Below are 12,951 nucleotides of genomic sequence, written 5' to 3'. Positions count from 1 at the left end.
ACAGTTAGGCAAAACTTTGAGCGGTACAGTCCCTTAGCTTGACCGACCTGGCTGTTGCACGACCTGCTCGGCGCTCATCTGGCCTTGATCGTCGAACCCCACGTTTTTCTGTGACGAGCCGAGCAGCTCGGCTTTCTTTGCGTGGTACTCCTCGAACGAAAGGCCTCGGCGATTCAAGGCTTCAAGGGCCAGCTCGCGAGTCTCGTCGGCGGTGTAGGGGCGCAGCTCCGGGGAGGAGCTGGCGCAGCCGCCCAAGAGGGTGGCGGTCAACAGCAGCAAAACAGCTAAGGTACGGTTCATGGCAGGTGTCCGGTGTTCTGGAGTTGGGCGATGAACAAAGGCTACCCGCCGGCCTTGCGCTGCAGAAATCAACCCTCTCGATAGTGGGTATTGCCTACTTGGATCAGCCGTTGCGCTTAATCGACCAACTGGCAATGCAGCGCGTTGTCCAGGCTGCGCTCAATGTTGCGTAGCACCTGGAACGAGCCGAATGTGACGGCTTTGGCTCGATGAACCTGGATCAGCCGCCAGAAACCCGAGTCGCCACTTTCGAAGCTTCGAAGCGCCGCCTCGCCGGCCTCGCGGGTTTGCCACTGCAAATAGTTGAGCACGCGCCGACCATCCTCGCTGGCCTGGATACTCGCACTCAGGAAACCCTGGTGGTCCCGGGCCAGGCGCTCGGTCTGTTCCGACAAGGCCGTGACCAGCGCCTGCTGCCATTGAGGTTCGATGTCGAATTCCATTAGTTGGGTGAAACTGCGATTGTTCCTTGGCGATTGCATGAAAGGTCCCCTATGCAGGTCAGGCGGATCTTGCGATCCGAAGGCGTGCAGGGTAAAACCTCTAGTTAAGTCAAGGTCAAGCAGTGAATTGAGGCGATGGCGCAAATCGATGTCCACAAGGAACTCACCGTCGGCCAAGTGGCCGCCCGCAGCGGCGTGGCGGTGACTGCCCTGCACTTCTACGAATCCAAGGGACTGATCAAAAGCACGCGCAATCAGGGCAACCAACGTCGTTATCCACGGGCGGTATTGCGCCGCGTGGCACTGATCAAGGTCGCCCAGCGCCTGGGCATTCCCTTGGCGGAGATCGGCGAGGCGTTGAAAAAACTGCCGGACAACCGTGCCCCAACGGCCGCCGACTGGCAGACCTTGTCGGCGCAGTGGAGCCAGGACCTGGACGAGCGCATCAGCCAATTGATGGCGCTGCGTGATCGACTCAACGGCTGCATTGGCTGCGGATGCCTGTCGATGGAAGCGTGTCCGCTGCGCAATCAGGGCGATGTGCTGGGCCAGCACGGGCCGGGAGCCCATCTGCTGGAACAGCCCTGAAGCGTTCGTCGGGCTCCACGCCCACTCAGGCTCGCAGGCCTATAGTGGAGGGGCGCAAATCGACGAAGACTCTCTTCGCCTCCCATAACAAAAGGAGAAACGTCATGGGCGTCAACGCTATTCCCGAAGGTTTCCATAACATCACGCCTTACCTTGGCATTCAAAAAGCCGCCGAAGCCATCGACTTCTATAAAAAAGCCTTCAATGCCACCGAGGTCATGCGCCTGGCCATGCCCGATGGCGGCATCGGGCATGCCGAACTGCGGATCAACGGATATCCGATCATGCTCGGCACGCCTTGCGATCAAGGCCCGCTGAGTAACCCGGACACATCGCCATCGGTCGGCCTGCATCTCTATGTCGAAGATGTGGACAGCGCATTCGCCCAGGCCATTGCCGCGGGCGGCACGGTGATTTCCGAGGTCAAGGACCAGTTCTATGGGGATCGCACCGGCACCTTGAAGGATCCCTATGGGCATCTATGGTTCCTGGCGACACACAAAGAGGATCTGAGCCAGGAACAAATCGAGCAACGGGCCAGGGAGATGTTTCAACAAGGCTGACCGTCCGTGGCCAGGGGGCTCAGTTCCTGGCCACAGAGGTACTAAAACTAAACACGAAACATTTTCTTTCATCTTTCCCTTCAGGATTGGGATCGCTCGTTCGTCTTAATTAGATGCAGCAGGCCGCGTCGGCAAAAGCCACGGCCTGCTTTTTGGGTTCACTGGTGTTACGAAGCCCGTAATACGGAACCTTTCATCGAATCAAGACGCTCAATCATGTCGAAGAAATCCCGCTCCAAACTCTGGTTCCTGGTCCATAGCTGGCTGGCATTGCCCATCTGGTTCTTCGTGCTCATTGTCTGCGTCACCGGCACCCTGGCGGTGGTCAGCCAGGAGATCGTCTGGCTCGTCAACCCTGAGATGCGCGCCAGCAAGCCGTCGGACGATGCCGCGCTGCTCAGCTACGACCAGATCATCAGCGCGATCAAGCAGGCCCAGCCGCAAACCCAGGTGCAAAGAATCATTCGCCCGGACGAGTCGCATTTTGCCCTGGAAGTCGGCGTGACCTACCCTGACGGACGTCCCGACACGGTCTACGTCAACCCGTACAGCGGCGCCATCCAGGGCTCGGCGCCGACGTTCAACTTCCAGGCCTTCACCCGCGCCCTGCATGGCTGGTGGCTGGTGCCGTTCACCAACGGCTACAGCTGGGGCTGGTACCTGGTGTCGTTCCTGGGCCTGCCGTTGCTCGCGTCCCTGGTGACCGGGCTGGTGGTCTACAAGCGTTTCTGGAAAGGCTTCTTGCGTCCGACCCTGCGAATTCGCCATGGCGCGCGGATTTTCTGGGGTGATTTCCACCGGCTCAGCGGGATCTGGTCGATCTGGTTCATCGCGGTCATCTCCGTCACCGGCACCTGGTTCCTGATCCAGGCCTTGCTGGGCGACAACCAGATCTCCATTTCCAGCGAACCGGTCATCCCGGTGGTGGCCCGTGAAAACGTGCCGTTATCCGTCGACGGCCTGCCCCCCCCGCTGTTGAACCTGGACCGAGCCATCGAGATCGCCCAGCAACGCATCCCGGGACTGGAAGCAAGTTTCATCAGCCTGCCCGCCAATGCCTACAGCCATCTGGAAATCGGCGGTCGCGGCTGGTATCCGCTGATGTTCCAGACTGCCACCATCAACCCCTACAACGGTGACGTGGCCGCCTCGCGGCTGCTGTCCGATCGCACGACCCTGGAGTTCGTCACCGAATCCATGCGGCCCTTGCACACCGGGGATTTTGGCGGCCTCTGGATCAAGCTCATCTGGTTTTTCTTCGGTTTGATCATGAGCATGATGGTCCTCAGCGGGCTGCTGATCTGGACCAAACGCACGGCCCTGGCCACCGCCAATGCCTTCAAGCGTAGCCAGAAACCTACCCGTGGCGCCCGCCTCACGCAGGCATTGCAGCCGTCCGTCCACCGCGAATCGTCGGAGGGCAGCCTGTGAACCCATCCAATGCCGCTTCATCACCGTCGCGCCTGAGCCTGTTCTGGCATAAATGGCGCTTCCACCTCAACGTGCTGTTGCTGCTGATCCCCCTGGGGTTCATGCCCAAATACCTCTCCGAAGCCGCGCTGTTCCGCGGTGATGCCGGGCTGGGCGAGCGGGAAGTCGGCGAAGTCCAGGTCGGCCCCTGGAGCCTGCGCCTGGCGGAATTTCGCAACGAAGCCCCACGCGTCCAAGGGCCTGCCGGGCCCATGAAACACTTCAACGCGGCCCTGTGCCAAAGCTGTATCGGCCAGGTCAAGGCCACCTACCTGCGCATCGGCAAACCTCGCAGCCTTAGGGCCGCCGGGGTGATTTTCTTCGGCTCGCCCTACCGTATGGGTGCCTTGTTGCCAGTCCCGGCAAAGACCCAGCCCGACGCCGAACTGTGGATAACCCTGGAGGGTTGGGACGGTTCGATGCATCAGGCTTCCATCCCCCTGAGCCAGGCCTCCCCGGCCACTGTTGCCTGGCTGAAGAATCAAGGAGCCAAACCATGACCCTTCGCGCCTTATCCAAGGGCCTGGCGCTGCTGTTATGCGCGGGCGCAAGCACCAGCGTCCTGGCCCACAACCCGATGTGCGAGTGCAAGGCCATCGACGCCGAGCAGATCCAATGCACCGGTGGTTTTTCCGACGGCAGCGGTGCGCCGGGGGTGACCCTCGACGTGATCGGTTATGACGAAACCATCCTCGTCCCGGGCAAGCTCGGCGCCGACTCGAAGCTGACCTTCAAGAAACCGAACGCTGAATTCTACGTACTCTTCGACGCCGGCCCCGGCCACGTGGTGGAAATCGACCAAGCCGACATCGAGGCCCCATGAGCAACGCCACGACTCAAGTCATCCGTCCCGCCGGCGCGGGTCATGAAACCCTGTATGTGTTGTTGCTGTGCCTGGTCATCGTGCTGGTGGCCGGGTCCGTGGTGGCGTGGCATGGCAAAGCCGAAGAGGCCCCTCACCTGGCCTCGAACCAACTCGACGCCCGCCGCGATCTCAGCGCCGCCGAGCAAGGTATCTATGCCGACCTGCGGGTGACCCTGGATGAAATCCGCTTGCTGCGCGAAGACCAACATACCCTGCCCGCCCCGCAAACCCTGGCCGAGGAAGGCTTTGCGCCGTTCGCCCAGGACGCCAGTTCCGTCAGCCGCGGCGGCCATGCCTGGCAACAACTGCAGGACCAGGCCTACTTCGGCGCCAGTGCCAATTCGTCCGTGGCCGGTTCGTTTCTGATGCGCATCGGCGAAGCGTCCGACGCCGCCCCGGACATCTGGCTCAACCGCGGCACGGACCTCGCGACGCCCACCACCCTGGACGACGCGGCTTTGTCCGCCGCTGGCTGGCGACAGATCGTCGCGCAATACGATGCCGGCGTAACCCGCCAGCACCGGCACTGACCCCACGCCTTCATTCGAGAGAAGACCGTTTGCCCATGCCTATTGCATCCCAACGCCGACCCTTGCTGCGCCTGCTGTTGATCGGCCTGCTGGCCTGCCTGTTCACCTCGCCGGTGAGCGCCGAAACAGCCAAGCGCCTGCGCATCGGTATCACCTTGCACCCGTATTACAGCTACGTGGCCAACATCGTCGGCGACAAGGCCGAGGTCGTGCCGCTGATCCCGGCCGGTTTCAACCCCCACGCCTATGAGCCCCGGGCCGAAGACATCAAGCGTATCGGCGGCCTCGACGTGATCGTGCTAAACGGCGTCGGTCACGACGATTTCGCCGACCGCATGATCGCCGCCAGCGAAACCCCGAACGTGAAGGTCATCGAGGCCAACGAGAACGTGCCCCTGCTGGCCGCCACCGGCACCGCCGCCCGAGGCGCGGGCAAGGTGGTGAACCCGCACACCTTCCTGTCCATCAGCGCCTCTATCGCCCAGGTCAATAACATTGCCCGGGAGTTGGGCAAGCTCGACCCGGACAATGCCAAGGCGTACACCCAGAACGCTCGCGCCTACGGCAAGCGCCTGCGGCAGATGCGCGCCGCCGCCCTGGCGAAACTGACCCAGGCCCCCAATGCCGAATTGCGGGTCGCCACGGTGCATGCCGCCTACGACTATCTGCTGCGCGAATTCGGCTTGGAAGTGACTGCCGTGGTCGAGCCGGCCCATGGCATCGAGCCGAGCCCCAGCCAATTGAAGAAAACCATCGATCAATTGCGCGAGCTGGACGTGAAGGTGATCTTCTCGGAGATGGATTTCCCTTCCACCTACGTCGACACCATCCAGCGTGAATCGGGCGTGAAGCTGTACCCGCTCTCGCACATTTCCTACGGCGACTACAGTGCCGAGAAGTACGAAAAGGAAATGGCCGGCAACCTCGACACCGTGGTCCGGGCGATCCAGGAGTCCGGCGCATGACTGTCCAGGAACCCCTCACCCTGCACCGCGCGGGTCCCTTGATTGCGTTCGCCGAGGTCAGCCTGAACCTGGGCCGCACCACCATTCTCGATAACGTCGCCTTCCAGGTGGAGCCCGGCAGCATTCATGCTCTGGTCGGCCCTAATGGCGGCGGCAAGAGCTCGCTGATCAAGACCTTGTTGGGGCAGATGCCGCACCAGGGCCGCTTGAGCCTGCAATGGCCGGGCGAACCCGGGGTGATCGGCTACGTGCCCCAGGCGCTGGAATTCGACCGGGGCCTGCCGATGACGGTGGACGATTTCATGGCGGCCATGTGTCAGCGGCGCCCCGCTTTTCTTGGCTTGAGCAAGCACTACGCTGGCGCCATTGGCCAGGCCCTGGAGCGGGTCGGCATGCAAGACAAGCGCAAGCGGCGCATGGGTGCGCTGTCCGGCGGCGAGCGGCAACGGGTATTGCTGGCCCAAGGGCTGATTCCCTCGCCACAACTGCTGGTGCTGGATGAACCGATGTCAGCCCTGGACGAGGCCGGCATCCAAGTGTTCGAACGGTTGCTGCAGGACTGGCGCCAGGCCGGGATTACCGTGCTGTGGATCGAACATGACCTGGAAGCCGTCGGGCGCCTGGCCGACCGCGTCACGGGACTGAATCGCCGGGTGCTGTTCGACGGCCCGCCACGCCAGACCCTGACCCCGGAGCGGCTGCTGACGCTGTTTTCCACCCATCCACGCACGAACGGGAGCGCGGCCCGATGAGTTATGAAGCCTTTCGTTTGATGGTCCAGGGCTGGGCATCGGCCGGTTACTTGCCTGAAGCGCTGGCCTACGGTTTCGTGGTCAATGCATTGCTGGCCGGGCTGTTGATCGGCCCGGTACTGGGCGGCCTCGGCACGCTGGTGGTGGTCAAGCGCTTCGCGTTTTTCTCCGAGGCCGTGGGCCATGCGGCGCTGACTGGCGTGGCCATTGGTATCCTGCTCGGTGAACCCTACACCGGGCCTTACGGTAGCCTGTTCGGCTACTGCCTGTTGTTCGGCATCCTGCTCAATTACCTGCGCAACCGCACCGGCCTGGCGCCCGATACGCTGATCGGCGTGTTCCTGTCGGTGTCCCTGGCCCTGGGGGCCAGCCTGCTGCTGATCCTGGCGGGCAAGATCAACGTGCACATCCTGGAGAACGTGCTGTTCGGCTCGGTGCTGACGGTCAATGGCAACGACCTGCTGGTACTGGCCGTGGTCGGCTCGTTGGTGATGGCCCTGGCCTTGCCGCTGTACAACCGCATCATGCTCGCCAGCTTCAACCCGCAATTGGCGGCGGTACGCGGGGTGGCGGTCAAGACCCTGGACTACCTGTTCGTGGTCCTGGTGACGTTGATCACCGTGGCGGCGGTGAAAGTCATCGGTGCCATCCTAGTGGGCGCGTTGCTGGTGATTCCCGCTGCGGCGGCGCGCTTGCTCAGCCAATCATTGAAAGGCTTCTTCTGGTGTTCGGTGCTGATCGCCACCGTCAGTACCTTGTGCGGGATCCTCGCGCCGATTGTGTTCGACCTGCCGATCCCGTCCGGTGCCGCGATCATCCTGGTGGCCGGCATCGCCTTCGCCCTGAGCGCCATCGCCCGTGGTGTCGTCCCCAGCCTCAAAGGGAATCTTGGATAAATGGTTTTTTCATTGCGACAACTGACCCTGGCCGTCGCGTTGTGCGGCGTGGCCGTCACCTCGTCATTCGCCGACGAAAAGGTCCGTCTGCTGGCATCGCTGCCGGTCACCTATGGGTTGAGCGAGGCCTTGCTCAAGGGCACCGAGGTCAGCCTGGAGCGGGCCGCGCCCGACAATCTGCCCGGCACCCGCCAGAGCGCCTACTTCAGCGGCCGGGGAGCACCGGCCTTGAGCAAACTGGCCAGCAATGCCGACGGGGTGATCGGCCTGCGCTCGCTGTGGCCGGACGATCCGCTGTACCCCATGGCCCGACGCAGCAATATCCGCATCGTCGAAGTCGATGCCGCGCGCCCGGTGGACGGCGCCCTGCCCGGTATCGCCGTGCAACCGGGCATGGCTGACGGCCTGGCAAGCCAACCATGGATGGCCAGCCATAACCTGGGGCGCATGGCCGACGTGATCGCCGCCGACCTGGTGCGCCTGGCCCCGGCGGACAAATCGAAAATCGACGCCAACCTGGCGGCCCTCAAGCAGCGCCTGCTCAAACTCAGCGCCGACAGCGAAAAACGCCTCGCCAGCGCCGATAACTTGAGCGTGGTCAGCCTGAGCGAGCATTTCGGCTACCTGATCAGCGGACTCAACCTGGACGCCATCAGCACCGACACCCGACCCGACGCCGAGTGGACAGCCGAAGCCCTCAAGCAGTTGAGTGCGACATTGAAAGACAACGACGTGGCGCTGGTGCTGCATCACCGCCAGCCCTCGGATGCGCTGAAGGCCGCCATTACCGAAGGAGGTAGCCAACTGCTGGTGTTGAGCACCGACGGGCCCGATCCGGTGGCCGAGCTGGAAAGCAATGTTGGGCTGGTGGTCACCGCACTGACGGCGAACTGACGGAAGAAATACGATCAACCTGTGGGAGCGAGCCTGCTCGCGATGGGGTCGGCGCATTCAACATTGATGTGGACTGACACACCGCTTTCGCGAGCAAGCCCGCTCCCACAGGTTTGTCGTGGATGTTCGAAGATTCTGTGTTCACCACCAATCCACTGTGGGAGCGGGCTTGCTCGCGAAAGGGCCGGCGCATTCAACATTGATGTGGACTGACACACCGCTTTCGCGAGCAAGCCCGCTCCCACAGGTTTGTCGTGGATGTTCGAAGATTCTGTGTTCACCACAAATCCACTGTGGGAGCGGGCTTGCTCGCGAAAGGGTCGGCACATTCAACATTGGCGTCGACTGATCCACCGCCATCGCGAGCAAGCCCGCTCCCACAGGTTTGATCGTGGATGTTCGAAGATTCTGTGTTCACCACAAATCCACTGTGGGAGCGGGCTTGCTCGCGAAAGGGACGGCACATTCAACATTGGCGTCGACTGATACACCGCCATCGCGAGCAGGCTCGCTCCCACAGGTTTGATCGTGGATGTTCGAAGATTCTGTGTTCACCACAAATCCACTGTGGGAGCGAGCCTGCTCGCGATGAGGTCGGCGCATTCAACATTGGCGTCGACTGATACACCGCCATCGCGAGCAAGCCCGCTCCCACAGGTTTGATCGTGGATGTTCGAAGATTCTGTGTTCACCACAAATCCACTGTGGGAGCGGGCTTGCTCGCGAAAGGGTCGGCGCATTCAACATTGGCGTCGACTGATACACCGCCATCGCGAGCAGGCTCGCTCCCACAGGTTTTGGTTATTCCTGAAGTATTGAGTTAGAAAGCATCCCCCGGCACCCGCACGAACCCTTCCATCAACACCCGCGCACTGCGGCTCATGATGGCTTTTTTCACGGTCCATTCGCCGTTGACCTGGCTGGCCTCGGCGCCGACGCGCAAGGTACCGGACGGATGACCGAAGCGCACGGCGTTGCGCTCGATGCCCCCCGCCGCGAGATTCACCAGAGTGCCGGAAATCGCCGCGGCCGTGCCGATGGCCACCGCTGCCGTGCCCATCATGGCGTGGTGCAGCTTGCCCATGGACAGCGCTCGTACCAATAGATCAACGTCACCCGCCGCCACGCCTTTGCCGCTGGAAGAAAGGTAATCCGCCGGCGGTGCGACGAATGCCACTTTCGGTGTGTGCTGGCGCTGGGCGGCTTCGTCCAGGTGCTTGATCAAGCCCATGCGCAAGGCACCGTGGGCGCGGATGGTTTCGAACATCGCCAACGCCTTGGGATCGCCATTGATAGCACCTTGCAACTCGGTGCCGGCGTAGCCCACATCGCGAGCATTGATGAAAATCGTCGGGATCCCGGCGTTGATCAGCGTCGCCTTCAAAGGGCCGACACCGGGCACTTCCAAATCATCCACCAAATGGCCGGTCGGGAACATTGAGCCGCCACCGCCCTCTTCCTCGGCCGCCGGGTCCATGAATTCCAACTGCACTTCGGCCGCCGGAAAGGTCACGCCGTCGAGTTCAAAGTCACCGGTTTCCTGCACCGCGCCCTCGGTGATCGGCACATGGGCGATGATGGTCTTGCCGATGTTGGCCTGCCAGATCCGCACCACGGCCACGCCGTTGTGCGGAATACGGTCGGGCTCCACCAAGCCACGGCTAACGGCAAACGACCCCACCGCCGCCGACAGGTTGCCGCAGTTGCCGCTCCAGTCCACGAACGGTTTATCGATGGACACCTGGCCGAACAGGTAATCGACATCGTGCTCGGCCCGGGTGCTCTTGGACAGGATCACCGTCTTGCTGGTGCTGGAGGTCGCGCCGCCCATGCCATCGATCTGCTTCTCGTACGGGTCAGGGCTGCCGATCACCCGCAGCAGAAGGGCGTCCCGGGCCGGGCCAGGGACGCGGGCCGCTTCGGGCAGGTCTTGCAGGCTGAAGAACACGCCTTTGCTGGTGCCGCCACGCATGTAGGTCGCGGGGATCTTGATTTGAGGCGAGTGAGCCATGGTGCTCCAACTCCTGAAAAAACGGGTGGCCGGAAAAGGGCCACCCAAGCGATTTAAACGGCCACCGCCGACTCAAGGAAGTCCTGGGCAAAACGTTGCAGCACGCCCCCGGCTTCGTAGATCGACACTTCTTCGGCGGTATCGAGGCGGCAGGTCACTGGCACTTCGACGCGCTCGCCGTTCTTGCGAGTGATGACCAGGGTCAGCGTCGCCCGCGGGGTGCGCTCGCCGATCACGTCATAGATTTCGCTGCCGTCGATGCCCAGGATCTTGCGATCGGTACCGGGCTTGAACTCCAACGGCAACACGCCCATGCCCACCAGGTTGGTGCGGTGGATGCGCTCGAACCCTTCGGCCGCGATCGCCTCGACACCCGCCAGGCGCACGCCCTTGGCCGCCCAGTCCCGGGACGAACCCTGGCCATAGTCGGCACCGGCGATGATGATCAGCGGCTGCTTGCGCTCCATGTAGGTCTCGATGGCCTCCCACATGCGCATGACCTTGCCTTCCGGCTCGACCCGGGCCAGGGAACCCTGCTTGACCTTACCGTCCTCAACGACCATTTCGTTGAACAGTTTCGGGTTGGCGAAAGTGGCGCGCTGCGCGGTCAGGTGGTCGCCGCGGTGGGTTGCGTAGGAGTTGAAGTCCTCTTCCGGCAAGCCCATTTTCGCCAGGTATTCACCGGCGGCGCTGTCCAGCATGATGGCGTTGGACGGCGACAGGTGATCAGTGGTGATGTTGTCTGGCAGCACCGCCAGCGGGCGCATGCCCTTGAGCGGTCGCGCACCGGCCAGCGCGCCTTCCCAATACGGCGGGCGACGGATGTAGGTGCTTTGTGAACGCCATTCGTACAGCGGCGTCACTTTCGGCCCGGTGTCTTCCTGGATGGCGAACATCGGGATGTACACCTGGCGGAACTGCTCCGGTTTCACCGAGGCCTTGACCACCGCGTCGATTTCTTCGTCGCTCGGCCAGATATCCTTGAGACGGATTTCCCGACCGTCCACCACGCCCAGCACATCCTTCTCGATGTCGAAACGAATGGTCCCGGCGATGGCATACGCGACCACCAGCGGCGGCGAGGCCAGGAACGCCTGCTTGGCGTACGGATGGATACGCCCGTCAAAGTTGCGGTTGCCCGACAACACCGCAGTGGCGTACAGGTCGCGATCGATGATTTCCTGTTGGATCACCGGGTCCAGCGCGCCGGACATGCCGTTGCAGGTGGTGCAGGCGAACGCCACCACGCCGAAGCCCAGCTTCTCGAGTTCGGACGTCAGGCCGGCTTCATCCAGGTACAACGCCACGGTTTTCGAACCCGGCGCCAGGGACGACTTGACCCACGGCTTGCGGGCCAGGCCCAGGCGGTTGGCGTTGCGCGCCAGCAGGCCGGCGGCGATCACGTTGCGCGGGTTGCTGGTGTTGGTGCAACTGGTGATCGCGGCGATGATCACCGCGCCGTCGGGCATTTGTCCGGGCACATCGTCCCACCGGCCGGAGATGCCTTTGGCGGCCAGGTCCGACACCGCGACACGGGCGTGGGGGTTGCTGGGACCTGCCATGTTGCGCACCACCGACGATAGGTCGAAGGTCAGGCCACGCTCGTATTGCGCGCCCTTGAGGCTATGGGCCCACAGGCCCACGTGCTTGGCATAGGTTTCCACCAACTGCACCTGGGTGTCTTCGCGGCCGGTGAGCTTCAGGTAATCGATCGTCTGTTGATCGATATGGAACATCGCCGCCGTGGCGCCGTATTCCGGGGCCATGTTGGAGATGGTCGCGCGGTCGCCCAAGGTCAGGGCGCTGGCGCCTTCGCCGAAGAACTCCAGCCACGCCCCGACGACTTTCTGCTTGCGCAGGAACTCGGTCAGCGCCAGCACCATGTCGGTGGCGGTAATGCCCGGTTGCAGCTTGCCGGCCAGCTCGACGCCGACGATTTCCGGCAGGCGCATCCACGAGGCGCGACCGAGCATGACGCTCTCGGCTTCCAGGCCACCGACGCCGATGGCGATCACGCCCAGGGCATCGACGTGGGGCGTGTGGCTGTCGGTGCCGACGCAGGTGTCGGGGAAGGCCACGCCGTCACGCTGCTGGATCACCGGCGACATTTTTTCCAGGTTGATCTGGTGCATGATCCCGTTGCCCGGCGGAATCACATCGACGTTCTTGAAGGCTTTCTTGGTCCAGTTGATGAAGTGGAAGCGGTCTTCGTTGCGGCGGTCTTCGATGGCGCGGTTCTTGGCGAAGGCTTGCGGGTCGGAACCACCGCTTTCCACCGCCAGGGAATGGTCGACGATCAGTTGCGTCGGCACCACCGGGTTGACCTGCGCCGGGTCGCCACCCTGCAAGGCGATGGCGTCACGCAAACCGGCGAGGTCCACCAGGGCAGTCTGGCCGAGGATGTCATGGCACACCACGCGCGCCGGGAACCACGGGAAGTCCAGGTCGCGCTTGCGCTCGATCAGTTGCAGCAGCGACTCGCGCAGCGTGGCCGGGTCGCAGCGCCGCACCAGGTTTTCCGCCAGCACGCGGGAGGTATACGGCAGGCCGTCATAGGCGCCGGGGCGGATGGCCTCCACTGCCCCGCGAACGTCGAAATAATCCAGCGAAGTGCCGGGCAGCGGTTTGCGAAATTCTGTGTTCATCGTCAGGACTCGGGTCACGGTGGTTTCAG

14 protein-coding genes are annotated in these 12,951 nt (G+C 62.8%); 10 read left to right on the top strand and 4 right to left on the bottom strand.

The features are described from left to right. Positions 1-33: 33 nt before the first annotated feature. Together M1D99_RS09610 and M1D99_RS09605 are read right to left on the bottom strand one after the other, a co-directional pair. Entirely contained in the window at positions 34-300 is a 267-nt protein-coding gene (locus tag M1D99_RS09610; RefSeq protein WP_122568696.1) for a hypothetical protein, read from the bottom strand. Between the two features lie 116 nt (positions 301-416). Then, entirely contained in the window at positions 417-782 is a 366-nt protein-coding gene (locus tag M1D99_RS09605; RefSeq protein WP_186709636.1) for an antibiotic biosynthesis monooxygenase, read from the bottom strand. 96 nt (positions 783-878) lie between these two features. Here M1D99_RS09605 and soxR point away from each other — a divergent pair, with 96 nt between their 5' ends. From soxR to M1D99_RS09555, 10 genes are all read left to right on the top strand, one after another. Next, a complete protein-coding gene (soxR, locus tag M1D99_RS09600) occupies positions 879-1,331 on the top strand; it encodes a redox-sensitive transcriptional activator SoxR (RefSeq protein WP_446534673.1) in 453 nt (150 codons plus the stop codon). A gap of 104 nt (positions 1,332-1,435) precedes the next feature. After that, on the top strand, positions 1,436-1,894 hold the full coding sequence (locus tag M1D99_RS09595) for a VOC family protein (RefSeq protein WP_186730980.1): 459 nt from the start codon (positions 1,436-1,438) through the stop codon (positions 1,892-1,894). Between the two features lie 216 nt (positions 1,895-2,110). Then, entirely contained in the window at positions 2,111-3,325 is a 1,215-nt protein-coding gene (locus M1D99_RS09590; RefSeq protein WP_434574877.1) for a PepSY-associated TM helix domain-containing protein, read from the top strand. Beyond that, positions 3,322-3,864, top strand: a complete 543-nt coding sequence (locus tag M1D99_RS09585; RefSeq protein WP_186709644.1) for a thiamine pyrophosphate-binding protein — start codon at positions 3,322-3,324, stop codon at positions 3,862-3,864. Before M1D99_RS09590 ends, M1D99_RS09585 begins: the two co-directional genes overlap by 4 nt. Then, the gene (locus M1D99_RS09580) at positions 3,861-4,187 is read left to right on the top strand and encodes a hypothetical protein (RefSeq protein ID WP_186709646.1); all 327 of its coding nucleotides are present in this window, start codon (positions 3,861-3,863) and stop codon (positions 4,185-4,187) included. Before M1D99_RS09585 ends, M1D99_RS09580 begins: the two co-directional genes overlap by 4 nt. Further along, on the top strand, positions 4,184-4,759 hold the full coding sequence (locus M1D99_RS09575; RefSeq protein WP_434574873.1) for a DUF6162 family protein: 576 nt from the start codon (positions 4,184-4,186) through the stop codon (positions 4,757-4,759). Before M1D99_RS09580 ends, M1D99_RS09575 begins: the two co-directional genes overlap by 4 nt. 35 nt (positions 4,760-4,794) lie before the next feature. Further along, positions 4,795-5,724 carry a metal ABC transporter substrate-binding protein gene (locus tag M1D99_RS09570; RefSeq protein WP_053123647.1) on the top strand — a complete coding sequence of 310 codons (930 nt, stop codon included), beginning with the start codon at positions 4,795-4,797 and terminating at the stop codon, positions 5,722-5,724. Beyond that, positions 5,721-6,476 (top strand): metal ABC transporter ATP-binding protein, encoded by a 756-nt coding sequence (locus tag M1D99_RS09565; protein ID WP_458131684.1) that lies wholly within the window; start codon positions 5,721-5,723, stop codon positions 6,474-6,476. Before M1D99_RS09570 ends, M1D99_RS09565 begins: the two co-directional genes overlap by 4 nt. After that, positions 6,473-7,372, top strand: a complete 900-nt coding sequence (locus M1D99_RS09560) for a metal ABC transporter permease (RefSeq protein ID WP_014339414.1) — start codon at positions 6,473-6,475, stop codon at positions 7,370-7,372. Before M1D99_RS09565 ends, M1D99_RS09560 begins: the two co-directional genes overlap by 4 nt. Beyond that, positions 7,373-8,266 (top strand): metal ABC transporter substrate-binding protein, encoded by an 894-nt coding sequence (locus tag M1D99_RS09555; RefSeq protein WP_186730985.1) that lies wholly within the window; start codon positions 7,373-7,375, stop codon positions 8,264-8,266. Between the two features lie 820 nt (positions 8,267-9,086). Here M1D99_RS09555 and prpF read toward each other — a convergent pair. Together prpF and acnD are read right to left on the bottom strand one after the other, a co-directional pair. Then, positions 9,087-10,277 (bottom strand): 2-methylaconitate cis-trans isomerase PrpF, encoded by a 1,191-nt coding sequence (prpF, locus tag M1D99_RS09550; RefSeq protein WP_458131683.1) that lies wholly within the window; start codon positions 10,275-10,277, stop codon positions 9,087-9,089. Positions 10,278-10,330: 53 nt separating this feature from the next. Next, positions 10,331-12,922 carry a Fe/S-dependent 2-methylisocitrate dehydratase AcnD gene (gene acnD / locus M1D99_RS09545; protein WP_458131682.1) on the bottom strand — a complete coding sequence of 864 codons (2,592 nt, stop codon included), beginning with the start codon at positions 12,920-12,922 and terminating at the stop codon, positions 10,331-10,333. Positions 12,923-12,951 lie beyond the last annotated feature (29 nt).

Source organism: Pseudomonas sp. R3-41, from assembly GCF_054161485.1.
This window is presented reverse-complemented; position numbering and strand designations above follow the sequence as displayed.